Origin of the sequence: Pseudomonas sp. NPDC077186 (assembly GCF_044543505.1) — a bacterium.
Classification (GTDB): domain Bacteria; phylum Pseudomonadota; class Gammaproteobacteria; order Pseudomonadales; family Pseudomonadaceae; genus Aquipseudomonas.
Genome location: NZ_JBITWE010000001.1, coordinates 1,054,982 through 1,077,871, shown reverse-complemented (window position 1 = coordinate 1,077,871; position 22,890 = coordinate 1,054,982). Strand labels below are relative to the sequence as shown.

Genomic DNA, 22,890 nt, shown 5'->3' with positions numbered 1-22,890 from the left:
GGGGTATAAGCAGGGGGCGGCGCTGACAATCGGTTCAGGGCTAATGCCACCCCTCACGCTTGCCGCCGCACATCTTGCAAACACTGTAAGCGCCGTAGCGCCCGTCTTTGTGGGACATGACCCCACCGCAGCGATCACAACCACCTTGCAGGTCGCCGCATTCCCAGCGGTGGAGCTGCCAGCAATTCCAGGCTAGCCAGAGCGCCGCGGCAATCGTCAAGCCAGCACTTGCCGGGAACAGCAACCGCACCACGCTGGCAAAAACAGCAGAGGCAATATCAGTCGCCGGGGCTTTACTTGAAAAAAACGCCATCCCTACCAGGCCTAAAATCATCAAAAATGCCGGCAGCCCAAATAGCCGGATATAACGCTCAATAGCCGTGATATTGATGTTCATTGCCATCCTCCGTTAACCACAAAAATCAGCTGGCCGCCTCAACTTCCTCTTCCTCAAGAGCGGTCTCAACCTCCAACTGATGCCGTGTCCATTCGCGCTCGACTTCCGGGTTCTCCAGAATCTGCTGCTCAATACGCAGACTCTCCCGATATTCGTGAGCCTTGGCGGTCATCGTCCAATGTGTCTCGACCCCCAACGCCTCCAGTTCCTGGCGAATATCCTCTAGCCCCAAGCGGAAGAACTCTTTGCGCGGGTTAACCTTGTTCACCTGCTGCCGCAGGAAGTGCCGATGCAGGCTTTTTTCAAGCCCCGGCGCATCGTCGCTAAAGATCATGGCATGCACGTCGAACTCAAACGGCACGCTGGCATCCCCTAGTTCGCGAATACGATCCTGCGGTTCCAGGCGGCGCGTCATGCCAATCTTGAACACTTCCTCGCCAAACGATCCGATATTGGAAATCACATAGACATGCCCAGAGCGTGTTTGCTGTGCCATGGACAATGCCCGCTGGTTCTTTTCTTCGGCCTCGCGCAACTTTGTCTCAAGCTCCATTAGCTTGGCCTCAAACTCAGCACGCTGCGCCTCATTGGCGGCATCCACCTGCTTCTGCACCTTCTCCATCGCTTTACGCAGCGCGTCTTCTTCCTTGGCCGCATCCTTGATGGCGCGCTCGTATTCGCGGCGGGCCTTCTCCTCTTCCCGGATTTGTTCACGTAACCGGCGCTGCTCTTCCTTCTCCTCGTCTTTCAAGGCTTTGGCGGTTACCGCCCACTTCAGTTCTTCGAGGCGCACAGCCAGATAGCTGTCAGTGATCCGCGCACTGCGGAAGGCCGCACCGTTATGGTTAACCAGCGAGAAGGCATCGCGGATTTCCTGCTCCAGCTTGCCGTGGTTATCGCTCTTGCTGCGCGAAAGAATGGAGTCGACCTTGCCATTGAAAGCATCGACAACGAAGCGAATGGCCGTTTCCTTGCGGTTCGCCTCCACATAGTCACAAGTCGCTGCCAGCCCGTTCTTGACCATCATGCGGCTAGTGTCACGGGCGTCTTTGAGCTTCTGCCCGGCCTCGGTAAAACTGAACTCGTCGGCCAGGTCATCGAGCAGGTTGTAGGTGGGCACAATGTAAGCATCGCCATAGCCTTCGATGATGTTTTTCATCGCCTGAGCGGTATTGGCGAACTCTTTGGCACGGTTCATCGCCGCGTAGGCATCGCCGGCAATTTCCTCAGCTCGCAGATGGGCAGTAGTGATAATCCTCTCTGCCTCTTGTCCAGCAACCTCGATCCGGCGTTCTGCCTGTTCAAGCGCGTCCCTGGACTTCAGGTTCGCTTGTTCAGCCGTACTCTTGGCCGCCTTCTCAGCTTCCTGGCGCAAATTGCGGGCATCCAGCGTGGCCTGCTCCAGCAAGCGCTGCGCGTCGGCCATGATGGCCTTAGCCGCTGTTTCCACATCCTCGATATGTGTGTATTTGCTGAGTGCCTCGACCCGCTGCAGTAGGCCGTCGCGCTGTTCGGTCAGTAGGGAAATTTCCAGCTGCAGCAGCTTGATCTGCGCGGTTTGCTGAGCGATTAGCTGTTCCTGCTCATGGATTCGCAAATCCCTCAAGGCCAGCTCGCCGGTATGGACTTTACGAACGGCCCGCGATGCCTGAAAGAGCTTCACACACAGCAGCACGGCAACGATAAGTGCAATAGATAGGAGCCATTCCATATGCTTTCTTCCTTGGGCAAAGCAGCGTGTGTGGGCACCTGCGGGACAGGCGCATGAGCGTGCCTATGAGCCGAGCGCCGGGCACACCCTCCGGATAATGGCCAAATGCTGCCAGCAGCTCAATAGCCTGGAACTAACGCCACTGACACCCGTCGACTAACTAGGCTTCGCGCAGCACGCCATCCTGCATATGGAATCATCATAAAAAGGGCCGACCGGCCGTAGTGTTCCAGCACCCCGACCGGCCGCCAAACCCGCAGAGCAAGCCTGCAAGCCCAGCAAAGGCCCCCACTTCGTCGACGAAGCGCGGGCACCTTAACAGCTGGCTATTTATACAGTAAAGGCTTGCCCATGCATCTCCAGCAATACACCGAAATCCGCTGCGGCGGCTGTAGCCGGCTCCTGGCCAAAGCCGCCAGTTTCACCCAGTTGCAGATCAAGTGCCCGCGTTGCCGGGCGATGAACCAGATAGCCACGAGCTACCCGAATCCAGAGCGCCAGGGAGCGCCTCGATCCGTTGAGGTAGCTCATGGCAAAGAAAGCCCACCACCCCGCAGCACCGGGACTGTTCACCCCACCTACCACTGACCAGGTGGGATACCTGCACGGGAGCGAAGCCCTGGCCGGCTTCGGCTCCCGCAGTTTCTACGTGGCGCAGCTTCCACGCGCCGAAGCCAATCGCATGATCATCGCCAACCACTACTCCGGGCGCATCGTGAACAACAGCTATATCCACCTGGGTGTCTGGATCGGCGGAGTGCTGCGCGGTGCACTGCAGTTCGGTTATGCCCTGAATCCGGTGGCCGGTGCGCAGAAGTTCGTGGCCGGCACCCAGGTCGACCAGTACCTGGAGCTTAACCGCATGTGGCTGGACGACGTGGCACCGCGCAACAGCGAGAGTCGCGCCCTGTCGTATGCCTTCAAGTTCATCAAGCGGGCCTGCCCGCGCGTGGCCTGGGTGCAGAGCTTCGCGGACGAACGCTGCGGCGGCTGGGGTGTGGTGTACCAGGCGGCGAACTTCCTTTACTTGGGCCACCACCGCACCAGCTTCTATGAGCTGGATGGGCAGGCCTACCACCCCATGCTGCTGACTGCTCACAAGAAGGCCAGCAAGCGCGGGGAGTTCCTGCGTGCCAACAAGCACCGGGCGATCAAGCGGAGCCTTTTACAGTTTCGCTATATCTACCTGATCAAGCCGAGCTGGCGGGCCAGGTTCAAGAAGGCGCCGCTGCCATTTCCGAAGCCTGGCCAACATCTACCGGATCGGCGCAAACTCAGGGGTCGAATGTAAGCAATGGGGCCATTATGCGTAGAGACTGGGAGTTGGTTAGGAGCATTCTGTTTGGGGTCGAGGAACTGGATGTTGTTTCTTCGGCATACCATCCAGAGAATCTACCTGGTGGGCTTCAACGCGGGACCTCCGAAGGTGATAAAGCGCGCTTCTTCAAGCACTACGAGCATGTTGCTCTGCTCGTTGAAGCGGGGTTGGTCGAAGGGGTAGACGGTGGGCGATATCCACTAAGCAACCATGCCGGACATGAGTTTCGGGTCATCCGCCCGACCAGGTTGACCTGGCGGGGACATGAGTTCTTGGACGCTATCCGGAATGAGCAAGTCTGGAACCAGATTCAGGCGAAGGCTGTCGACAAGGGCGGTGCCTTATCGTTTGAAGTCATCAAGGAGCTGGCGGTTGGCCTTATCAAGGGTGCCATCAACATAGGCACCTAGTTACTGAACCCCATCCCCTAATCCCTCCCCCCTCATGCCGCCGACCATGGCGGCATGAACACTCAAACCGCCGCACTCAATCGCACCACTTCCACAGCCCTCTGTTTCGAGCTGAGCGCCGACGTGCCCGAATGGGTCGAGGTGCTGCCGCCCGGCCCGACCGTGACCGGCCGCGATGGCCGCACCTGGACGTATGACCCGGCCCAGGTGCTGGCCGCCACCAAGGCTCACGCTGCTGGCGCTGACCTGCCGTTCGACTACCTGCACGCCACCGAACTGAAAGCCCCGCAAGGCGACGACGCCCCGGCGTCCGGCTGGGCGCGCGAGTACCGCCTCAACGAACGCGGCGCCATCGAGGCCCGCGTGGAGTGGACGGCCAAGGCCCGCAACGCCATCGCCGAGCGCGAATACCGCTACCTGTCGCCGGTGTTCATCTACGACGACGCCGGTCGCATCCACCGCTTTAGCAGCTTCGGCCTGACCAACAAGCCCAACCTGCTGATCAAGGCGCTCAACGCCGAACAACCCACCACGGAGAACCACCCGATGCTCGCAGCAGCCATCCGGGCAGCCCTCGGCTTGTCCGAAACCGCGACGGAAGACGACGCCGTCGCCGCCATCAAGGCGCTGAAGGAGGCCAAGGAAACGGCCCTCAACAGCGAAAAAGCCCCGTCGCTGGAGAAGTACGTGCCGCGCGGCGACTACAACGCCCTGGAGCAACGCGCCGCCAATGCCGAGCAGAAGCTGGCCGACCGCGACAAGGCCGATATGGACAAGGCCATCAACGCCGAGATCGAGGCGGCCCTCAAGGCCGGGAAGATCACCCCGGCGACCAAGGGCTACCACCTGGCGGCCTGCCAGGAGAGCGGCGGCCTGGAGCGCTTCCGCGAGTTCGTCAAGGCGGCACCCTCGGTGACGGCCACGGTCGTGCCCGAAGGCAAGGTGGACGAGCAGAACAAAACCGCGCTCAACGCCGAGCAGCAGCAGGCCGCGCGGATGTTCGGTATGAGCGACGACCAATACCTCAAACACATCAGCGAGGCTAAATAACATGGCAGTGTCCATTACCCCCGCGTTGCTGGCCGCGCTGTTCGCCGGCTATCGCGCCGAGTACCAGAAGGCCCTGGCGGCCGCCCAGCAAACCACCCAGTGGGCCAAGGTGGCCACCCTAGTGCCCAGCTCCACCAGCGAGAACATTTACCCCTGGCTGGGCCAGTTCCCGACCCTGCGCGAGTGGATCGGCGCGCGCGTGCTCAAGGACATGGCCGCGCACGGCTACGCCATCAAAAACCGCAAGTTCGAGGGCACCGTCACCATCGAGCGCGACAAGGTCGAGGACGACCTGGCCGGCGTGTTCATGCCGATGTTCACCGAGATGGGCCGCGCCGCCGCGTACCACCCCGAGTCGCTGGTGTTTGAGCTGCTCAAGGCAGGCTTTACCACCGCCTGCTATGACGGCCAGAACTTCTTCGACGACGAGCACCCGGTTTACGCGAACGCCGATGGCACTGGCGCCGTGACCTCGGTCAGCAACATGGACGTGCCGGCCGTAGACCCCGGCCCGGCCTGGTTCCTGCTGGACACCACCCGTGCGATCAAGCCGCTGATCTTCCAGGAGCGCACCAAGCCGGAGATCACCAGCAAGACCGATCCGAACAACAGCGACCATGTGTTCACCCATGACGAGTACGTGCATGGCGTGCGCTACCGCTGCAATGCCGGCTTTGGCTTCTGGCAGATGGCCTACGCCTCTCAGCAGCCGCTGACTGGCGAGCACTACGGCAACGCCCGTGCGGCCATGCAGGGCTTCGTCGCCGACGGCGGCCGGCCAATGAAGATCAAGCCGACGCTCCTGGTAGTGCCGCCGCAACTGGAAGCGCAGGCCCGCAAGCTCCTGGTCAAGGACGAGAACGGTGGCAACGAATGGGCCGGCACGGCCGAGCTGTTCGTATGCGACGAGCTGGTTTAAGGGGGCGCCGCCATGATCGTTCGTATCAAGTCCAAGCGGGACGGCTACCGGCGCTGTGGCATCAGCCACCCCCGGCTTGCCACCGACCACCCGGCCGAGCGCTTTACCGACGGCATGCTGGAGAAGCTGCAGGCCGACCCGGTGCTCACCGTCGAGCTGATCGATGGCGAGCTGCCTGGCCCGGCCCCCGAGAGCAGTGGCCAAGGTGGCGACTCTGAGTCTGGTGACACCGGCAGCAATGCCGGCCAGGCCGGTGCCAAACCAGCCCTGGCCAAGCCGAAGGTGGACAAGGCCAGTGCCAAACCCGCTGCGAAAAAAGCGGCCAAGCCTGCGGCTAAACCTGCAGCCCCGGCCGCGCCTGCTGACACGTCTGGCGCTCAGGATGAGCAGACCGGCGAGCAAGGGGCCGAGCAGCAGGGCGGCGAGGCATAAGCCATGGCCTACGCAACCCTTGAAGCGCTGATCGAGCAGTACGGCCTGGACGCCGTGCTGCTGGTCGCCGACCGCGACCAGGACGGCGACATTGACGCCGACGTGGTGGAGAAGGCCCTGGCCGATGCCACGGCCGAAATCGACACCTACGTCGGCGCCAAGCACCGCCTGCCGCTACCGGCCGTGCCGCCTGTGCTGGAGCGCCTGTGCTGCGACGTTGCCCTCTACCGCATGTCGTCCGATGGCGGCGTGCTGACCGAGGAAAAGCGCAAGCGTTACGAGGACGCCGTTTCGCTGCTGATCCGCATTGCGGGCGGCAGCGTGTCCCTCGGCATGCCGACCCCGCCCGAGCAGGAAACCAGCGGCGAGGCCTGGTTTGAAAGCCAGCCCAAGCGCTTTGGTGACCTGCTGTGAGCGGCGCCGGTATTCGTGCCGACCTGTTCGCCGACCCGCGCCTGGCTGGACGCCTGGAGCGGTTGGCCCAGCTCGACACCGAGCCGCTGCTGGATGCCATCGGCGCCGAGGTCGAGAGCCAGACGCGGCGCCGGATCGCCGTCGACAAGGCCAGCCCGGCCGGGGTTCCCTGGCCGGAGTGGTCGGCCGACTACGCCACCACCCGGCACAGCGGGCAAAGCCTGCTGCAGGGCGTGGGCCACCTGCTGGACAGCATCACCCACCAGGTTGACGGCAACAGCGTGTTGATCGGCAGCCCGCTGGTCTACGCCGCCACCCACCAGTTCGGCGACGACGAGCGCGGCATCGAGCAGCGCCAGTTCCTCGGCCTGGAGGGCGACGACCTGGACGACGTGGTGGGGCTGGTAGAGGACTACCTGGAGCAAATGACCAATGACTGAGTACACCGCCGACCAGGTGCTGCAAGGCATCCAGGAATGGGCCGAGCAGCTCTACCAGGCCGCTAGCCCGAAAGTGGAGGTAGCCCTGCACGGCGGCCGGTTCACCCCGGCCGACCTCAAGCGCTATGCCACGGCCGGCCGCGCCTGCCGCATTGCCCTGGAGGGTGTGCGCTTTGAGGTGACGGGCCGAGGCGAGCTGATCGCCACTGGCCAAGCCGTGGTGGTGCTGCTGGCCGGCGACAACGGCAGGAAAGACACCCGCGCCCTCAACGTGCTGCAGGTGGCCAGCGTGCTGCAGGCCGCGTTGCCGGCCAGCCGCTGCGGCCTAGAACTGCAGGACAGCATCAACGCCAAGGACGTGCGCAGCGCCAACCTGTACAGCGCCGCGCTGGATACCGCAGGCACGGCCGGCTGGGTGATTACCTGGCCGGTGAAGTTTCACCACCCACGAGTCCGCTAGGAGGACACATGAGCAAGACCGCCGCGCCCGCCGATGCGGGCACCAAACCGGCCACCAAGGTGCAGGTGAAGATCACCCGCAAGGAAGGCCACCGCCATGCCGGCGACCTGCACGCCAAGGACGCAGTTATCAGCGTCTCCGAGCGTGACGCCGCAATCATCGTCGACCGCCTCAAGGTCGGCGAACGTGTGAAGGGGGAATAACCCATGGCAGCACCCAAGGTATTCAAGGGCGTCGGCATCGTGCATGCCCAGCGCCTCAGTGTTCCCGACGCGCCCATGCGCGACCTCGGCGACGTCGAGCAGCTCAAGATCGCCCACCGCAATAACCAGCTGGTATGGAAGCAGCACCGCAAGCCGGGCGGCGGCAACCTGGCCACCCTGGACACCCCGGACGGCGTGAGCCTCGACGTACAGATGCAGGAATGGACGGACGAAAACATGGCCATGACCCTGCAGGGCAAGGTCGTGGAGCTGCCGGCCGAGACCGTGAGCGCCGAGGCCATCGTGCTGCAGCCCGGCTCGCTGTGCGTGACCCAGTACCCCGGCCCGACCAGCATCGTGCTGACCAAGACCAGCGACAGCAGCGACATTCCGCTGTCGGCGGTGACCGTCTCGCCGGCCGGTGTGCGCGTGCCGGAAGACAGCACGGAGATCACCGCGCCGACCCCGGCGACCATCGCCTACGTCAGCACCGCCGCCAAACGCATCGAGCCGCTGGTGGAGGCCGGTGAGGAATACCGCCTGGTGCTCGACGGCCTCAACGAAGCCGAGAGCAACCGCCCCTGCATCGTCGAGTTCTACCGCTGGAAGGCGCCGCCCGCCGAGGAACTGGCGCTGATCGATGCGGAGAACCCCGGCAAGTTGCTCTCCAAGGGCGAGGTGCTGGCCAACCCGGACGTGCCGGCCGGCGAGTCGCCGTTCTACCGCATCACCTTGCTGTAACCACCCACAACCACGCCGGGCCGCAATGGCCCGGCCTTGGAGTCCGCACGCATGAGCATGACCCTGACCAAGACCATCAACCTGCCCGGCCTGGCGGTGACCGTCCGCGAGCTGACCGTGGGCGAGATTCGCGCCTGGATGAAGCGCATAGCCGAAGGCGGCCACGACCCCGTCGACGACACCCTGCTGCAGGAAATCAGCCTGGCCGACCTGTGCAGCATGACCGACCTGGAACCCGAGCAGGCCGAAGGCCTGACGCCTAGCCAGTTGCGCCGGGTGTTCGAGGGCTGCCGGGAGGTGAACCCGGATTTTTTCGGCCTGCGGGATCGGATCGAAAGCGCCGGGCGCCAGATCCTCGCAAGGCTCTCGGAAGGCTCGAGCGAAACGCCAGCGCCCTGACCCGGCACGGGCATGCCCAGGTATGGACATACCCCTGGGGCACGTTCCTGGCGGCGTTGGAGGAAGCGACTAGCGCGGCCGAGGCGGCGCGAAAAGGGCGCTGAGAAACAGCGCCCCGAGGCAGATGGCCAGGGCGGCCAGCACGGTGAGCGCCAGGGCCGAGGCGGTGAAACGCGGGAACAGGGCCAGGCAGAGCAGCAGGCCGAACAGCGGGAGAGCCTTCACGGGGCTAGCGCTTAGGCGGGCGCGGGAGGAACAGGCTGGCGACATACGCAGGGCCTGAGACCAACAGCATAACGAGCGCGACTAAGAAACCGGCACCGACGAGCCACCAGGCCAGTTTGGGCATTACCAGAGCCACAACGATCAGGGCGAGTAATACAAGGTGAGCAAGTTTCATGACTGATGTCCGTCTCTCAGTATCCGTCGATGCCGACCAAGGCCGGCGCAACATGCAGGCATTCCAGGCCGGCTATAAGGCCCTGGTTGAGCAGTTGCGCCAGCCGCTGGGGCAGCTCGGCGCGTTCCGCGACCTGCAGGCAAGCCTAGTCCAGAACGAAGCCCAGCTCAATGCGACCCGCGAGCGGGTGCGGGAACTGCGCGACGAACTGATTCGCGCCGAGAAGCCGACCCGCGACCAGCAGCAGGCCTACCGCGCGGCTACGGCCGAGGCGCGCAGCCTGGAGCAGGCCATCGCCGGCCAGAAGGGCCAGCTGGCCCAACTGTCTGCCGCGCTGAAAAGCGCAGGCGTCGATACCAACCAACTGAGCAACGAACAGAAGCGCTTGGCGGCGGATATGGCACAGGCCAGCCGCGCGGCAGACCAGCAGGCGCGGATAGCCGGCGCCCGTGACGCCTTGGGCGTGCGCCCGCACCGGGAGATTCGCGGTGAGATCGTCCAGCTGCAGCGCCAGTACCAGATGCTGGCCCGCACCGGGCAACTGACCAGCGCCGAGCTAGCGCAGGCCAAGGTGCGCCTGCGCGAGCGCGTGGCCGAGCTGGAGCAAGGCACCAACGGCTGGGCACAAAGTCTCGGCCAGGTGCGCCTGCAGGTAGGCGCGGCGGCAGCCGGCATGGGGGCCATGGTCTACGCGGGCGCCAACCTGTTGAGCTTCTACGCCCAGTTCGCCCAGCGCATGGGCGAGGTGAACAGCATCACCGACCTGAGCCAGGCCGAGTTCCAGGCACTAAGCACAGACGTGCGCCAGCTCAGCCAGGCCATGGGCAAAGAGGCGGCGCAGTCGGCGGCGGCGCTGTACGACATTCTTTCCTCGGGCGTCAGCCCGGACAACAGCATCCAGACCCTGGAGCTGGCCACCCGCGCGGCCGTGGCCGGTGTGACCGATACCGCCACTGCCGTGCGCGGCGGCCTGGCCGTGGTCAACGCCTACGGCGAAGGCATCGACAACCTCGGCCTGCGCTACGACCAGTTGTTCCTGGCTGTGCGCGACGGCGTGACCACCTTCCCCGAGCTGGCCAACTACATCGGCGACACCCTACCCACCGCCAAGGCGGCCGGCGTCGAGTTCGCCGAGGTGGCTGCGGCCATTGCCCTGATGACCAAGGCTGGTATCCGCACGCCGCAGGCCACCACCGCGATCAAGGGCGCGATCAACGCCTTGGTCGCGCCGGGCAATGCCGCGAAAGGCGCCATGGAAGAACTGGGCATCGAATGGCGGGGCCTGACCGCCACCCTGGAGGATATCGCCGGCCGTAACCTGGGCCTGGCCGCCCTGAGCGAAATTCTGCCAGACGTGGAAGCGCGCACCGCGGTGCTGGCCCTGACGCAGAACATGGCCGGTCTCAAGGCCGAGGTCGAGGCCATGGGCAACGCCAGCGGCGCGCTCGATGCCGCCTACGCCAAGATGGCCAACACCCCGCAGGCCGAGCTGGATAAGTTCAATGCCACTTGGGGGGAACTGAAACTGCAGCTGGGCGAGGCAGCTACGGCTTTTCTGCCGTTGATCGAGCTAGGGCGTGACGCAATTACGACCTTTAACGCGCTACCCGAGCCGGTGCGAAATTTAGCGGCTGTCCTACTTGCGGGCGCGGCAGCTACGGTTGCCGTGAGGGCTGCGGTACTGGCGGTGCGCAATCCCTTCGGCCTGTTCCTGGCCCACATGAGTTCCACCCCCGCAGCGGCTGCAGGTGCCGCCTCGGGCATGAGCACCGTAGGCACAGCGGCCAGCTCGCTGATTCCCCAGCTGCGCACCCTGGCCGACGTGGCCAAACTGGCCAAGGGCGGCTTGGCCCTGGGCGTGGTCGCCTGGACGGGCGCCAACCTGGCCGAGCTGTACGAGTCGATCCAGGCCATCCGCGACCTGGAGAAAAGCCAGGCCGACTACCAGGCCAGCCTGCAGGCGACCATCAACAAGACGGCCGAGTATGCCGGTGCGGCGATCCTGCCCGCCGAGACCCTGGCCCGCATGACCGAGGAAGAACGCCGCACCTACGCCGAGCGCCTGCGCCTGGCCGAGGAACACTACCGCGCCCAGGGCGAGCTACTCAGCCGCCAGGACACCAGCAACGAAATCAACCAGGACGCCCTGGCCAGCCAGCGCCGTGCCAGCGAGTTCCGCAAGGCGCTGACCGCGATGAAGGGCGAGCAGGCCGAGCGCGAGGCCGCCGAACGCCGCCATGGCGAGACCATGGCCAAGATCAAGGCCGACAACCTCAAGCGCATCCAGGACGCCCTGGGCAAGGAAATCCAGGCCTATGACGCCGCCAATAAGCAGCTGGAGGCCGCGAACAAGAAAGCCCAGGACGCGATGAAGGCCCGCGCCGACCTGGCTAAAGAGTTCGATCAGCTGGTCAAGGACATGCGCGCCCCGGCCGACGAAGGCCCGGCGACGTTCGGCGACGTGACCGCGCTCAAGGCCGGCGCCCGTGAATCGCTGCAGCGCGGCGACTCGGCCGAGGCGATCCGCCAGGCCCGCGAGGCGGGCGAGGTGCTGCGCGAGCTGAAAGAGAGCGGCGCGAACACCTACGGCTTTGTCGGCCTTGCGGCGGAGTTGGCACAACTGGCCGACGAGGCCGCGCGCCTCGACGAGCTGCAGGCCGACGTCGAGCGCATCGACGCCCAGGCGCGCGTGGACGAAATCAAGCAAGGCATGGACGACCTGCTGGCCCAGGCCGAGGCCTTTAAGCGCATCGACATTGAGTTCAACGGCTTTGAGCAGTCTGCGGCCGCGCTGGAGCAGCAAGCCAAGGAGCTGGCCGAGCGCCTCAAGCAGTACATGGTGATCCCGGTCAACTACATCGGCGCCGGTGCGGACGCCGCCCAGGCGGCCACGGCGGCAAACGAGAACGCGGGCAACCTGATCAACGGCCAGCCGCTCAAGCGCGCTGGCGGCGGTTGGATCGAAGGCCCCGGCAGCCCGACCAGCGACAGCGTGCTGGTGGCCGGCTCGCGCGGTGAGTTCATGCTCAAGGCCTGGGCCGCCCAGCGCCTGGGCGCCGCCAACCTGGCCTACATGAACAGCACCGGCCAGTTGCCGCAGCGTGAACCGCTGATGCCGGACTTCCCCGACTTCCCGCAGAGCCTCGACCGCATGGGTGAGCGCCAGCCGCTCAACCTGGCCATGCCCTGGGGCGGCAGTTACGCCCTGGAGGGCGCGCCGGCCGAGGTCAAGCGCTTCCAGGATGATCTGGAGCGCGCGCGGTTGATGCACGGCACGGTGGGAGGGCGCCGGCCATGACCGAGCACATCGTCCCGCTGGTACTGGGCGGCATCGAGATACTGCCGCACTCCGGGCCGATCCGGCAGCGCTACGAATCCTTTGGCGGCAGCCGCGAGCTGCGCATGGCCAGCGGCCGAGGCGTCAAGCAAACCCACTGGCGCAAGACGGCGACCTCGATCAGCGCCACCGGCCACCTCGACCCGGCCCTGGAGTCGCTCGACTACAGCCGCCCGCTGGAGCTGCTGTGCGTAGCCCCCAAGTGGGTGGGCGGTACGGGGCTGGTGTACGAGCTGCCGTCCGCACAGCACCGCCGCCCGGACGAGCAGCCCTGGGCCCTCGCCGCTGTCGGTGGCGGCTGGGTCGATACCAGCCTGGTGCTCGATGGCGACGTGGCTACCGTGGCACCGATCCCCGGCGCCCGTGCCTATCGGGTCGGCTGGTTGCCCCGGCTGATGGTGCTCACCGATGGGCCGGTTACCGAAACAGACGACAGCCGCGAGCTGATCGATTGGTCTATGGACGCGCGGGAGGCGTGATGCAGCGTTTTATCAACCACTGGCAAACCGCGCTGAGCGCAACCCTGGCGCCTGGTGCTGGGCAGATGACGGTGCCTGTCGCAGCGGCCGGCCTGCTGAGCTTTGCAGCCGGCGCCTGGTACAAGGCGACGCTGACCAATGCGGCCCGCAGCGCCTGGGAAATCGTCACGGTGACGGCGCAGGCGGCTGGCGTGCTGACCATCGACCGCGCCCAGGAAGGGACGACCGCCGCCGAGTGGCCGGCCGGTAGCGCGGTATTCATCGAGCTGACCGCAGGCGCCTTGCACGACCTGGCCAGCCAGATCGCGGCGCTGACGGCCAGGGTCGAGGCCTTGGAGCAAGGCGGCGGCACCGATCCCGAGCCGGGGCCGGACGGTGCGTTGACTGACGCGGCCGGCAACCAGCTGGTCGATCAGGCCGGCAATGCGCTGGTGGGGGGCTAAGCATGCTCGGCCTCGGCGCCCTCAACACCGCCCCGGTCAATACCTTGCCGGCATTGGTCGGCCAGGCGGTGACCGTGCCCGACAGCCAGGTCTGGCGCCTGCGCGTGCAGATCGGCGGCGAGGACGTGTCTGCCAGGCTGACCGGCGTGGCGAGTATCGAATTTGAAGAATCGGGCAGCCGGCTTTGCACGCTGCGCCTGTTGCCCGAGCCGGGCGTATTCGAGCCGGACGCCTTCACCGGGCAGCAGGTGACCTTCTACCACCAACGCCTTGAGGGTGACTTGGTCGCCGCGCAGGCGCTGTGGTTTACCGGCGAGGCGATGCAACCGAGCCTCGACATTTCCAGCCAGGTGCTCACCGTGACCGCCACTTGCCAGCGCCAGCGGCGCCTGGCTGCCATGACTCCGGAGCAGATCGCCGCCCTTGTGCCAGGCGACTATGCCGTGGGCGTGTTCGGCGAAATCGACGACCCCGAACGCTACGCCGCCGACCTGCTCAGCACCCGCGCACTGTCGCTCGATTGTGGCGCCGACGGCCAGTTCCGGCTGACGGCCTGGGAGGCCGCCCCGGTCGCACACTACAGCTTCACCGCCGACGAGATCATCGACGGTTCGCTGCAGCTCAAGCTGGCCACTGCCGATCAGTTGCTCAACCGCGTGGAGCTGACTGTCGAGTACCGCTACCAGCGCCTGCGCCACCGTGAGTACACCTTCGCCTGGGAGCACCCGGCCGGGTCGTTCTGCGTCTGGCTGGGCGACGACACCGAGCTGCCGACCCTGAGCATGCTGACCGGGGCGCTCGATCAAGCGAACTGGACGACGCTGGGCCTTACCTATGAGGCGCTGCCGCCCTCGATGCCCAACCCATGCGGCAACGGCGGCTCCTGGGGCAACCGTTTTACTGCCGACCCGCACCTGCTGGCGTTCAATGCGCGCGTGGGCGCCCGCGTGGCGCAGACGCTGACCGAAACCTACAAGCTGACCCTGGAGGTGCCCGGCTCCGTGGCAGCCTACGGCGTGCGGGGCGGTTCGGCGCGTCACGCCGACGAGGTCGAGTTCGACGGCGGCGCCTGGGAAGACGAAGAAGGCCCGCGCCCCGAGACGGCGACGCAGGACGAGCTGGGCGACTGGATCATCGACGAGGACGAGCCGGCCCGCCGCGAGAACCTGCTGCGTACCGCATTTGCCGTCGAGCGCACGCGCATGCACGCCAGCCACCGCCTGAGCCGCCTGGCCTTCCAGACGCCAGTCACCGACGAGGTGTTCGACCTGGTGCATACCGCCCAGGTCGAGGCGCTCGGCATGCGCGCCAGAGGCAAGGTAGTGCGCGGGGCCGTGCGCTGGGATCACGACAGCGGCGAGGCCGTGGCCGAGCTGGAGCTGGCGCTGGCCCGCGTTGGCCAGGTTGCGGCCGGCGCCGGGTTCACCCTGCCGGCCCGGCCGGTGTTCGACTTCGGCGAGCCGCCCGAGTCCATCGCCCAACTGGCAACCCAACTCGGTGGCCGGCCCACATCGCCCGAGTATGACGAAGACCTCGACGGCTTCGCCGGCAACTACGGCTGGGAGACGCCCAGCTCGGAGTCCCACCCCCGCCGCCTGCAGATCACCACGCCGGATATTGCCGCCGAGCACCGCGACCCGGCCGAGGCGACCCGCGAGCAGAGCTATGCGGTGGGGCTGCCGGGCGACTTGCTGCTGCTGGAGGCGGCATGAGCTATCAGCGCCTGATCAACGATCTGCAAGGGCTGCTGCAGCCTGAGCGCCGTGAGGGTTTGCCCGTCGCCACGCGGCGCGGCGCAAGGGCCGGCAAGCGGGTCAGCGTGCCCTATGTCGCGCCGCCGTCCGGGGCCGGCATTTCCTGGCCGTTGGTCGAGGGCAGCGGCACGGGCGACACCGCCGAGTACGCCAGGACGTACCACGGCAGCTCAACCGTATTGGTGACGACGGACGGGCTCGTCGCGCTGGAGCTGCCGCAGCTCGCCGCCATCACCATGCACGACGCCAATGGCGAGGTCGGCGAGATTCGCTTCGCTGAGCGCCCAGTCGAGGGCGGCGAACCATGATTGACGTCGACCTCGCGCTACCCGACTACCGGGTCTTTGGCTTCCCCTGCCATGGCCTGGTAACGGGGGCGCAGCTCACGCTGCCCAACGGCAGCCCCGTGGAAGTCAGCCTCCCGCAGAACGGCGATAACTGGTTGCTGGCCGTGCCGGGAGCGCCTGGCGCCGTTCGCTCCCCCGACGAGGCGCTGGCCGACGAGGCACGCGGCTGGAGCTGGCCCGTAGATATTCTGTGCTGGCCAGGCGGCTACGTGCATGGCGTCGAGTGGCAGAAGGTGTCGAAGGTGGCCCTGCAGCTGCCGCAGATTGCCCGCTTCATTTATGCCGAGGCGCCAGGCCAGTGCTGGCTGGTAGGCCTCCAGGGCGTCGAAGGTGGCCCGGCCGGGCGCCGACTGGAGGTGTCGATTGTGCCGCTGCAGGCGCCGGCCGATGCGGCCCCGATCACCCTCTACCCGGAGACCCCCGGCGGCGTTACTGGCGACATGCTGCCCGACCACCTGCAACTGGCGGACGTCTCCCGCCAAGGTGACGCGGCGATATTCCGGGCCAATGGCTATGGCCCGCACCTGTTCGTGTTGCGCTTGTCTCGCTCCAGCGAGGCGTGGGCGGCCGAGCTGGAGTACATCGGCGGGCCGACCAGCGCAGTGCGTACCGGCTACTCGGTGGACTGGAACACGCTCCAGGCCGGTATTGCGCTGCAGGCGGTGAGCACCGAGGTGCTGGCCGGGGCCTGGTTCTGGAACGGCGGCGAGGAGCCTGAGTATTTCTCGGAGTATCAGGGCCGTGCCCTATTGACCCCGCGAGTGACCTACGCAGCGGTCATTGCCACTCCGCAGAGCCACCCGGAGGTGGTGCTGTGGCCAATCAAAGTCAGGGCGCAGGATGGCGAGGTGCGCTGGGACTTGGGCAGCCAGGCCGTCACCGCCTGGTTCGCTGACGACGGCACCATTGAGCTGGTTGAACAATCGACCCAGTACGAGCTGACAGCCACGACGTTGTTCGACGTTTCGGCGTCCGGGAACGTCCTCATAGCGAACGGCACGCCGTATTACGCGGACGGCCAGAGCGGGGCCTTGCCGGCGCCGGCCGACCAGGCCTGGGAGAACGCCGAGTACCTGACGGGTGAGCTGTCGTTCGGCTACACCCGCACGACCCGCGAGACCGTTACCTGCTCGCTAAAGGTCAACGGCGCCGAGGTCGACAGCGCCCAGCTGCGTCGGGAGCTGCAGCTGGCCACCAGCGGCAGCCCCCTCGTCTCGACTAACCCGGACGTGCCTTTCGAGCTGCGCGGCGACACGACGTTGAATGAGCTATCGAACCTCGTCTACCGCGCGCAGATGAGCGCCCAGGTCTTTATCGACGCTGAGCAGCGGGCATCGGCCACCGTGCAAGGAACCGTCAGCAGCGGCAGTACAGCCCCCGCCCCTGAGCAGATCGACTCCGCACTGCTGAGCGGCTTCGGCTACCCGGCGACCTTCGCTGGCAGCCTCAGCGACGTGCAGGTGTCGCCGGTTGGCTACTTGGCCCTGCGCGGCGTCGACGGGCGCTTCTATGCCGGCGTGCATCGCTACTCAAACAAGCTCGCAGCGACATGGGTCGGGGCAGATGGCGTGCCGTTCGTGGCGGACGTGCGCGCCGCGTACTGCCCCACCGGCGTCAAGCCCGGCACCGAGCAGACCCTGAACGGCTTCCCCGACAGCAGCCTGCGCGGCTCGTACAACTCACGCACCGGGGAGGCCGTGACGGACTACCCCGCGACCCTCCCTATCAACTGGGCCTGAATCAGGAGAACCACTATGGCAGACGTACAACACACCTTATCCGGCGCCGGAGCACCCTCGGCGGCACCGCCGAGCATCGGCGCGCACTACACAGATACGCTGACCGGCGATCAGTACCAAGCCCACGGCACCAGCGCCCCTGAGGACTGGGGGCCGCCGCTGGTGCGCCAGGGCTATGCCGAGTTTGGGGGCGAAGGCGGCACCTTTGCGATGCAGCCCTGGCACTCCATTGTCGAGGTGTTCGGCACAGGCACGGTGCTGGCCGGGGCACCCTTCAACCTGCAATTGCCAGCGGTTCCTGTGGGCGCTAGCCGAGCCTTCGACGTCATTAGCTGGGCGATCCATGAGAGTAACCACCTGATCCTTCGCGGGCCCGGTGGCGAGGCACTCGGTTGGTCGAGCTTCATTGGCCCTGAGCCAGACGGTGCCGTCTTCGCGGATGGCGAACTTAAGGTGCCGATGGGCTATGACCACATCTTGCGGGTGTACCTGTTCAGGATTGCGACCCCCGAGGTTCCTGCCGGGGAGCTGGGGCTCACAGTCGCGTTACTGTCGACGTCCCAACCGCAGGTCGGCTAAGTGCCAAACCCGGCGCTAGATTCTGCGGAGCGGCGCCGTTGGCGTTGTGCCAAATCCACCGCGCGGCAGTGCCAAATCCGGCGCGCGCTTACAGGCAGGGGGAGAGGGCTAACGGTTCAACCATTCAACTGAGCGTATCCCATGCCCGAAGCCTACATAGTCGACGCCCTGCGCACCCCCACCGGGCGGCGTAAGGGTGGCCTCAGCCAGATTCACGCCGCCGACCTCGGCGCCCATGTGTTGCGCGCGCTGGTCGAGCGCAACGGCATTCCCGACGCCGACTACGACGATGTGATCTTCGGCTGCGTCGACACCATCGGCCCGCTGGCCGGCGACATCGCCCGCACCTGCTGGCTGGCCGCCGGCCTCGACCAGGGCGTGCCCGGCACCACCATCGACCGCCAGTGCGGTTCCTCGCAGCAGGCCGTGCATTTCGCCGCCCAGGCGGTGATGAGCGGCACCCAGGACGTGGTGATCGCCGGTGGCGTGCAGACCATGACGCAGATCCCGATTTCCTCGGCCATGACCGCCGCCGAGCCGTTGGGTTTTCGCGACCCCTTCAGCGGCTCCGAGGGCTGGGTGAAACGCTACGGCGCGGTGCCGCCGACCCAGTTCCGTTCGGCGCAGATGATCGCCGAGAAGTGGGGTCTGAGCCGCGCCGAACTGGAGGCCTACTCGCTGGAGTCGCACCGCCGCGCCCTGCAGGCCATCGCCGAGGGCCGCTTCGCCCGCGAGATCGTGCCGCTGGCCGGCGTCGAGCACGACGAGACGCCACGCCAGACCAGCCTGGAGAAGATGGCCGAGCTGGAAGCCCTGTTCGGTTGCGACCGCGTCACTGCCGGCGTGTCCAGCCAGACCTGCGACAGTGCCAGCGCGCTGCTGGTGGTCTCCGAGGCGGCACTGAAACGCTACAACCTGACCCCGCGCGCGCATCCAGCACCTCAGCGTGCGCGCCGCCGACCCGATCTGGATGCTCACCGCGCCGATCCCGGCCACCGCCCACGCGCTGAAGAAGGCCGGGATGCAGCTGGAAGACATCGACCGGGTGGAGATCAACGAGGCCTTCGCCTCGGTGGCCATGGCCTGGCTCAAGGAGACCGGCTACCCGCACGAGCGCACCAACGTCAACGGCGGCGCCATCGCCCTCGGCCACCCGCTGGGCGCCACCGGCACCCGCCTGATGTGCAGCCTGCTGCATGAGCTGGAACGCAGTGGCGGCCGCTACGGCCTGCAGACCATGTGCGAAGGCGGTGGTCAGGCCAACGTGACGATCATCGAACGCCTGTGAGTCTGGCCCTCTCTCTCCCTTGAGGGAGAGGGCCGGGGAGAGGGTGGAAAGGCCCCATCGAGCAACGTAGCCCGGATGCAATCCGGGGAAACCGCTCCCGGACTGCATCCGGGCTACCCATTTGGAGAAGTAGCAATGTCCCTTTGCCAAGATCGTGTCGTCATCATCACCGGCGCCGGCGGCGGGTTGGGTCGGGCCTATGCCCTGGCCTTCGCCGCGGCCGGGGCCAAGGTGCTGGTCAACGACATCAACCTGCCGGCCGCCGAGGCGGTGGCCGGCGAGATCCGCGCCGCCGGCGGCCAGGCTGCCGCCAACAACGGCGATATCACCGACTACGCCGCCGCCGCCGGCATCGTGCGCGCCGCCATCGAGCAGTTCGGCGACCTGCACGTGGTGGTGAACAACGCCGGCATCTGCCGCGACCGCATGTTCGCCAGCCTGGAGGAGGCCGACTGGGACGCGGTGATGGCCGTGCATCTGAAGGGCCACTTCTGCATCAGCAGCCATGCGGTGAAGTACTGGCGCGAGCAGGCCAAGGGCGGCAAGGCGCCGCAGGCGCGCATCATCAACACCAGCTCCGGCGCCGGCCTGCAGGGCTCCATCGGCCAGTCCAATTACGCCGCAGCCAAGGGCGGCATCGCCGCCCTGACCCTGGTGCAGGCCGCCGAGCTGGCGCGCTACGGCATCAGCGCCAACGCCCTCGCCCCGGCCGCGCGCACCGGCATGACCGAGCAGGTGTTTGCCGACACCATGAAGAAACCGGACGAGGGCTTCGATTACTTCGCCCCGGAGAACGTTGCGCCCTTGCTGGTCTGGCTCGGCTCCGAGGCCTCCAGCGGGGTGACCGGGCGCATGTTCGAGGTGGAGGGCGGCAAGCTGTCCATCGCCGCTGGCTGGCGCCGCGGCCCGCAGGTGGACAAGGGCGGGCGCTGGCAGCCCGAGGAGATCGGTGCGGCGGTGGCGCAGCTGGTCGAGCAGGCCGTGCCGGCACAGAAGGTCTACGGCAGCTAGTCCTCGCCCGGGCCCGGCCGGTCAGCCGGCCAGGGCCGGCACCGGTTGCTGGTACCAGGGACGCTGCACGCGTTGCACCAGGCTGTTGATCTGCGGCACCAGCAGGTTGGCGGCCAGTACCGCGAAGCACAGGCCATCGGCGTACAGGCCGAACTCGCGAATCAACTCGGTCAGCACGCCGATGGTGGCGCCGAACAGGATGCGCCCGGCGCGGCTGTCGGGGCTGGTCACCGGGTCGGTGGCAATGAAGAAGGCGGTGAACAGGCAGCCGCCGAGGCTCAGGCTGTACAGGCTTTCCTGCAGGCTGTGCCCGGCGGCCATGCACAGCAAGGCCTGGCTGCCGAGCATCGCCAGCGGGATCTCGATGCGGATTACTCGCAGCGCCGCCAGGATCAGACCGCCTGCCACGTAGCCGTAGCCGGACAGGTTGGGGGTGATCGGGTTGAACTCGTCGAGGGCCAGCTGGGTGGCGCCGGCGAAGGAGTCGAGGTTGAGGCGCGGCGCCAGGTGCAGTTGCTGCATCAGCACTTCGCGGGCGTCCAGGCCGAGGGTCCAGGCGCCCTGGTTGGCGGGCGCCGGGTGGAGTTGCTGGTAGAAACAGATGGCGATGATCCCCAGGCCCACCATGGCCGGGTTGAGGCGGTTGCGGCCGAGGCCGCCACTGGCGTGCTTGCACAGGGCGAGGCCGGCGAAGCAGGCCAGCGCCATCATCCACAGCGGCACCAGCAGCGGCAGGGCGCGCGCCAGGATCAGGCCGAACACCAGCCAGCTCAGGTCGCTCAGGCCCTGCGCCACATCCTGCCCGCGCAGGCGCAACAGCCCGGCTTCGAAGGCAAAGGCGAGGATCACGCACCAGAAGGTCTGCAGCCAGACCACGCTGCCGAACTGCCAGGCATACAGCACGGTGCCGGGCAGCAGGCACAGGCTGACCAGCAGCATCAAGGTGCTGAGGCGCTGCGGGGTTGGGGACTTGACCAGGCTCATCGGCGCATCTCCATCTTGCTCTGGCGAAAGCTGTCGCGTAGCGGCAGGTTGCTCGGGCAGGTGCTGCTGCAGCTGCCGCATTCGATGCAGGCATCGAGGCGCAACGCCTGCAGGCTGGCGTGATCCTGGTTCTGCGCGGCGCTGTAGAGGTCCAGTGGCCTGAGCGACATCGGGCAGACGTCCACGCAGCGCGTGCAGCGGATACAGCTGGCAGCGGGCTTGGCCGCCGGCAGGTAGCGCTCGGCAGCGAAGATCAGGCAGCTACTGGTCTTGCTGACGACTGCGCTGGGGTCCGGCAGCGGCTGGCCCATCATCGGACCGCCGACCTGGGTCAGCTGGCCGTCGGCACAGGCACCGGCCACCGCGCGCAGGGCGGCGACCGGATAGCCGATCGGCACCTCGACGTTGCCGGGGCGCTTGCAGTCGCCGGTCAGGGTCAGTACGCGCGAGATCAGCGGTTCGCCGTGCAGCGCGGCGCGACCGAGGGCATAGAGGGTGGCGACATTCAGCGCCAGCACGCCGATCTCGGCGGGCCGCGCACCGGGGGCCAGGATACGGCCGCTGAGGCTCTTGATCATCAACGGCTGGCCGCCGGCCGGGTAGCGCGTCGGCAACGGACGGATCTGCACCGAGGTGCGCGCCTGAATGGCGGCCTCGCGCAGGGCGGCCATCGCTTCGGGCTTGTTGGTCTCGACGCCGAAGCGGGTCTGGCTGATGCCGAGCAGGTGAGCCAGGTAGTCGGCGCTCTCGATCAGCGCTCGGGCGCGCTCGCGCATGAGGCGGTCGTCGCAGGTCAGGAAGGGCTCGCACTCGGCACCGTTGATCAGCAGCAGGTCGGGCTGCTCGGCGCCGGCCAGCTTCAGCGCCGTGGGGAAACCCGCGCCGCCCAGGCCGACGATGCCCATCTGCAGGGCTCGTTCGATCAGCGCCTCGGTGCTTTGCGGCGGCGCCAGCGGGGGCCGTTCGGCCCATGCATCCAGGCCATCGGCGCGCAGCGTCACCGCCAGTACCGGTTTGGCGGAGTCGGCGGCGAAGGCCGGGCCGATCTCTTGTACGGTGCCGGAGGTGCTGGCATGGACCCAGGGCGTACTGGCATCGCCGCGGCCGATCACCTCGCCCTTGCGCACATACTGGCCCGGCTCGACGCAGGGCTGGGCGCAGCGACGACCGCGCTCGAGCGGGATGCTCAGCAGCAGGCGGTCGGCCGGCAGCCGGATGATCGGCGTGGCGTTGGACAACTGTTTGTAGCCCTTGAGTTTGATGCCACCGCGCCAGCTGTGCGAGGGCGGCGCGGCGATGCCGATCAGGCGGCGCCAGAAGGGCAGTTGCTGCGCCTGGCGCAGGGGATGGACGCTGACGGGCATGCGCTCGATGCTCTGAAACGAATGACTGGACATTGCCGTCCTCCAATTCTTGGGCATGAACTACCCCCTGCGCGGCTCGGCACATGGGCGGGTCTTGCTCCAGGGGGTTTGAGGGAAACGAGGCGGGAGGCTCGATGACTCACTGGGTAAGTCAGAGCGTGAAATGTGCGGGTTGTTCGTTTTTTGCACAGTCCTGCCGACCGGCGGTAGCCCGATCTCGGTCGGCATGGAGCACTTGGGGCCGCACCAGTCCTGGTGCTGAATCGTTTCG

The 22,890-nt window shown here is 66.6% G+C and carries 25 protein-coding genes and 1 pseudogene; 21 read left to right on the top strand and 5 right to left on the bottom strand.

Going from position 1 to position 22,890, the window contains the following annotated elements:
* Window positions 1-40: 40 nt before the first annotated feature.
* Window positions 41-397: a hypothetical protein gene (locus ACIGKL_RS04980; RefSeq protein ID WP_397485594.1), complete on the bottom strand. Its 357-nt coding sequence runs from the start codon at window positions 395-397 to the stop codon at window positions 41-43.
* 25 nt (window positions 398-422) lie between these two features.
* On the bottom strand, window positions 423-2,108 hold the full coding sequence (locus tag ACIGKL_RS04975; RefSeq protein ID WP_397485593.1) for a DUF4041 domain-containing protein: 1,686 nt from the start codon (window positions 2,106-2,108) through the stop codon (window positions 423-425).
* A gap of 351 nt (window positions 2,109-2,459) precedes the next feature.
* Here ACIGKL_RS04975 and ACIGKL_RS04970 point away from each other — a divergent pair, with 351 nt between their 5' ends.
* Genes ACIGKL_RS04970 through ACIGKL_RS04915 form a run of 12 tightly spaced genes read left to right on the top strand, consistent with a single transcriptional unit; the run spans window position 2,460 to window position 8,894 of the window.
* Window positions 2,460-2,696 (top strand): Com family DNA-binding transcriptional regulator, encoded by a 237-nt coding sequence (locus ACIGKL_RS04970; RefSeq protein WP_397485592.1) that lies wholly within the window; start codon window positions 2,460-2,462, stop codon window positions 2,694-2,696.
* Window positions 2,638-3,399, top strand: a complete 762-nt coding sequence (locus ACIGKL_RS04965) for a hypothetical protein (RefSeq protein ID WP_397485591.1) — start codon at window positions 2,638-2,640, stop codon at window positions 3,397-3,399. The genes ACIGKL_RS04970 and ACIGKL_RS04965 overlap by 59 nt, the downstream gene beginning before the upstream one ends.
* A 14-nt stretch (window positions 3,400-3,413) precedes the next feature.
* Window positions 3,414-3,836, top strand: coding sequence for a DUF2513 domain-containing protein (locus tag ACIGKL_RS04960; RefSeq protein WP_397485590.1), 423 nt, complete (start codon window positions 3,414-3,416; stop codon window positions 3,834-3,836).
* Between the two features lie 54 nt (window positions 3,837-3,890).
* Window positions 3,891-4,886, top strand: coding sequence for a phage protease (locus tag ACIGKL_RS04955; protein ID WP_397485589.1), 996 nt, complete (start codon window positions 3,891-3,893; stop codon window positions 4,884-4,886).
* 1 nt (window position 4,887) lies between these two features.
* A complete protein-coding gene (locus tag ACIGKL_RS04950) occupies window positions 4,888-5,805 on the top strand; it encodes a Mu-like prophage major head subunit gpT family protein (protein ID WP_122107173.1) in 918 nt (305 codons plus the stop codon).
* Between the two features lie 12 nt (window positions 5,806-5,817).
* Window positions 5,818-6,237 (top strand): HI1506-related protein, encoded by a 420-nt coding sequence (locus tag ACIGKL_RS04945; protein WP_397485588.1) that lies wholly within the window; start codon window positions 5,818-5,820, stop codon window positions 6,235-6,237.
* A 3-nt stretch (window positions 6,238-6,240) separates the two neighbouring features.
* The gene (locus tag ACIGKL_RS04940) at window positions 6,241-6,651 is read left to right on the top strand and encodes a gp436 family protein (RefSeq protein WP_397485587.1); all 411 of its coding nucleotides are present in this window, start codon (window positions 6,241-6,243) and stop codon (window positions 6,649-6,651) included.
* Window positions 6,648-7,091: a phage virion morphogenesis protein gene (locus ACIGKL_RS04935; RefSeq protein WP_397485586.1), complete on the top strand. Its 444-nt coding sequence runs from the start codon at window positions 6,648-6,650 to the stop codon at window positions 7,089-7,091. Before ACIGKL_RS04940 ends, ACIGKL_RS04935 begins: the two co-directional genes overlap by 4 nt.
* Entirely contained in the window at window positions 7,084-7,551 is a 468-nt protein-coding gene (locus ACIGKL_RS04930; protein WP_397485585.1) for a hypothetical protein, read from the top strand. The genes ACIGKL_RS04935 and ACIGKL_RS04930 overlap by 8 nt, the downstream gene beginning before the upstream one ends.
* An 8-nt stretch (window positions 7,552-7,559) precedes the next feature.
* A complete protein-coding gene (locus ACIGKL_RS04925; RefSeq protein WP_397485584.1) occupies window positions 7,560-7,754 on the top strand; it encodes a hypothetical protein in 195 nt (64 codons plus the stop codon).
* 3 nt (window positions 7,755-7,757) lie between these two features.
* Entirely contained in the window at window positions 7,758-8,495 is a 738-nt protein-coding gene (locus ACIGKL_RS04920) for a hypothetical protein (RefSeq protein ID WP_397485583.1), read from the top strand.
* A gap of 51 nt (window positions 8,496-8,546) precedes the next feature.
* Window positions 8,547-8,894 carry a phage tail assembly protein gene (locus ACIGKL_RS04915; RefSeq protein ID WP_122107180.1) on the top strand — a complete coding sequence of 116 codons (348 nt, stop codon included), beginning with the start codon at window positions 8,547-8,549 and terminating at the stop codon, window positions 8,892-8,894.
* A 69-nt stretch (window positions 8,895-8,963) separates the two neighbouring features.
* Here ACIGKL_RS04915 and ACIGKL_RS04910 read toward each other — a convergent pair whose 3' ends face one another.
* On the bottom strand, window positions 8,964-9,119 hold the full coding sequence (locus ACIGKL_RS04910) for a hypothetical protein (RefSeq protein WP_158603082.1): 156 nt from the start codon (window positions 9,117-9,119) through the stop codon (window positions 8,964-8,966).
* Window positions 9,120-9,292: 173 nt separating this feature from the next.
* Here ACIGKL_RS04910 and ACIGKL_RS04905 point away from each other — a divergent pair, with 173 nt between their 5' ends.
* The 9 genes and pseudogenes from ACIGKL_RS04905 to ACIGKL_RS04865 all read left to right on the top strand — a co-directional run bounded on the left by ACIGKL_RS04905 (window position 9,293) and on the right by ACIGKL_RS04865 (window position 20,271).
* A complete protein-coding gene (locus tag ACIGKL_RS04905; protein WP_397485582.1) occupies window positions 9,293-12,592 on the top strand; it encodes a phage tail tape measure protein in 3,300 nt (1,099 codons plus the stop codon).
* Window positions 12,589-13,110: a hypothetical protein gene (locus ACIGKL_RS04900; RefSeq protein ID WP_397485581.1), complete on the top strand. Its 522-nt coding sequence runs from the start codon at window positions 12,589-12,591 to the stop codon at window positions 13,108-13,110. Before ACIGKL_RS04905 ends, ACIGKL_RS04900 begins: the two co-directional genes overlap by 4 nt.
* Window positions 13,110-13,553: a hypothetical protein gene (locus tag ACIGKL_RS04895; RefSeq protein WP_397485580.1), complete on the top strand. Its 444-nt coding sequence runs from the start codon at window positions 13,110-13,112 to the stop codon at window positions 13,551-13,553. The genes ACIGKL_RS04900 and ACIGKL_RS04895 overlap by 1 nt, the downstream gene beginning before the upstream one ends.
* A 2-nt stretch (window positions 13,554-13,555) precedes the next feature.
* Entirely contained in the window at window positions 13,556-15,265 is a 1,710-nt protein-coding gene (locus ACIGKL_RS04890; protein ID WP_397485579.1) for a hypothetical protein, read from the top strand.
* A complete protein-coding gene (locus ACIGKL_RS04885) occupies window positions 15,262-15,615 on the top strand; it encodes a hypothetical protein (protein ID WP_397485578.1) in 354 nt (117 codons plus the stop codon). The genes ACIGKL_RS04890 and ACIGKL_RS04885 overlap by 4 nt, the downstream gene beginning before the upstream one ends.
* On the top strand, window positions 15,612-17,393 hold the full coding sequence (locus tag ACIGKL_RS04880; RefSeq protein WP_397485577.1) for a hypothetical protein: 1,782 nt from the start codon (window positions 15,612-15,614) through the stop codon (window positions 17,391-17,393). The genes ACIGKL_RS04885 and ACIGKL_RS04880 overlap by 4 nt, the downstream gene beginning before the upstream one ends.
* A gap of 15 nt (window positions 17,394-17,408) precedes the next feature.
* On the top strand, window positions 17,409-17,972 hold the full coding sequence (locus tag ACIGKL_RS04875; protein WP_397485576.1) for a hypothetical protein: 564 nt from the start codon (window positions 17,409-17,411) through the stop codon (window positions 17,970-17,972).
* A gap of 141 nt (window positions 17,973-18,113) precedes the next feature.
* Window positions 18,114-19,260: pseudogene (locus tag ACIGKL_RS04870) on the top strand (acetyl-CoA C-acetyltransferase).
* Window positions 19,261-19,395: 135 nt separating this feature from the next.
* Entirely contained in the window at window positions 19,396-20,271 is an 876-nt protein-coding gene (locus tag ACIGKL_RS04865) for an SDR family oxidoreductase (protein ID WP_397485575.1), read from the top strand.
* A gap of 21 nt (window positions 20,272-20,292) precedes the next feature.
* Here the strand turns inward: ACIGKL_RS04865 and ACIGKL_RS04860 are convergent, their stop codons facing one another.
* Window positions 20,293-21,255 carry an RnfABCDGE type electron transport complex subunit D gene (locus ACIGKL_RS04860; RefSeq protein WP_397485574.1) on the bottom strand — a complete coding sequence of 321 codons (963 nt, stop codon included), beginning with the start codon at window positions 21,253-21,255 and terminating at the stop codon, window positions 20,293-20,295.
* On the bottom strand, window positions 21,252-22,652 hold the full coding sequence (gene rsxC / locus ACIGKL_RS04855; RefSeq protein ID WP_397485573.1) for an electron transport complex subunit RsxC: 1,401 nt from the start codon (window positions 22,650-22,652) through the stop codon (window positions 21,252-21,254). The genes ACIGKL_RS04860 and rsxC overlap by 4 nt, the downstream gene beginning before the upstream one ends.
* Between the last annotated feature and the right edge of the window lie 238 nt (window positions 22,653-22,890).

Bases quoted from the DNA above. Each gene is read 5' to 3' on its own strand.
- ACIGKL_RS04980 (WP_397485594.1), bottom strand. From the start codon at position 397: ATGAACATCAATATCACGGCTATTGAGCGTTATATCCGGCTATTTGGG.
- ACIGKL_RS04975 (WP_397485593.1), bottom strand. From the start codon at position 2,108: ATGGAATGGCTCCTATCTATTGCACTTATCGTTGCCGTGCTGCTGTGT.
- ACIGKL_RS04970 (WP_397485592.1), top strand. From the start codon at position 2,460: ATGCATCTCCAGCAATACACCGAAATCCGCTGCGGCGGCTGTAGCCGG.
- ACIGKL_RS04965 (WP_397485591.1), top strand. From the start codon at position 2,638: ATGGCAAAGAAAGCCCACCACCCCGCAGCACCGGGACTGTTCACCCCA.
- ACIGKL_RS04960 (WP_397485590.1), top strand. From the start codon at position 3,414: ATGCGTAGAGACTGGGAGTTGGTTAGGAGCATTCTGTTTGGGGTCGAG.
- ACIGKL_RS04955 (WP_397485589.1), top strand. From the start codon at position 3,891: ATGAACACTCAAACCGCCGCACTCAATCGCACCACTTCCACAGCCCTC.
- ACIGKL_RS04950 (WP_122107173.1), top strand. From the start codon at position 4,888: ATGGCAGTGTCCATTACCCCCGCGTTGCTGGCCGCGCTGTTCGCCGGC.
- ACIGKL_RS04945 (WP_397485588.1), top strand. From the start codon at position 5,818: ATGATCGTTCGTATCAAGTCCAAGCGGGACGGCTACCGGCGCTGTGGC.
- ACIGKL_RS04940 (WP_397485587.1), top strand. From the start codon at position 6,241: ATGGCCTACGCAACCCTTGAAGCGCTGATCGAGCAGTACGGCCTGGAC.
- ACIGKL_RS04930 (WP_397485585.1), top strand. From the start codon at position 7,084: ATGACTGAGTACACCGCCGACCAGGTGCTGCAAGGCATCCAGGAATGG.
- ACIGKL_RS04925 (WP_397485584.1), top strand. From the start codon at position 7,560: ATGAGCAAGACCGCCGCGCCCGCCGATGCGGGCACCAAACCGGCCACC.
- ACIGKL_RS04920 (WP_397485583.1), top strand. From the start codon at position 7,758: ATGGCAGCACCCAAGGTATTCAAGGGCGTCGGCATCGTGCATGCCCAG.
- ACIGKL_RS04915 (WP_122107180.1), top strand. From the start codon at position 8,547: ATGAGCATGACCCTGACCAAGACCATCAACCTGCCCGGCCTGGCGGTG.
- ACIGKL_RS04905 (WP_397485582.1), top strand. From the start codon at position 9,293: ATGACTGATGTCCGTCTCTCAGTATCCGTCGATGCCGACCAAGGCCGG.
- ACIGKL_RS04900 (WP_397485581.1), top strand. From the start codon at position 12,589: ATGACCGAGCACATCGTCCCGCTGGTACTGGGCGGCATCGAGATACTG.
- ACIGKL_RS04895 (WP_397485580.1), top strand. From the start codon at position 13,110: ATGCAGCGTTTTATCAACCACTGGCAAACCGCGCTGAGCGCAACCCTG.
- ACIGKL_RS04890 (WP_397485579.1), top strand. From the start codon at position 13,556: ATGCTCGGCCTCGGCGCCCTCAACACCGCCCCGGTCAATACCTTGCCG.
- ACIGKL_RS04885 (WP_397485578.1), top strand. From the start codon at position 15,262: ATGAGCTATCAGCGCCTGATCAACGATCTGCAAGGGCTGCTGCAGCCT.
- ACIGKL_RS04880 (WP_397485577.1), top strand. From the start codon at position 15,612: ATGATTGACGTCGACCTCGCGCTACCCGACTACCGGGTCTTTGGCTTC.
- ACIGKL_RS04875 (WP_397485576.1), top strand. From the start codon at position 17,409: ATGGCAGACGTACAACACACCTTATCCGGCGCCGGAGCACCCTCGGCG.
- ACIGKL_RS04865 (WP_397485575.1), top strand. From the start codon at position 19,396: ATGTCCCTTTGCCAAGATCGTGTCGTCATCATCACCGGCGCCGGCGGC.
- ACIGKL_RS04860 (WP_397485574.1), bottom strand. From the start codon at position 21,255: ATGAGCCTGGTCAAGTCCCCAACCCCGCAGCGCCTCAGCACCTTGATG.
- rsxC (WP_397485573.1), bottom strand. From the start codon at position 22,652: ATGTCCAGTCATTCGTTTCAGAGCATCGAGCGCATGCCCGTCAGCGTC.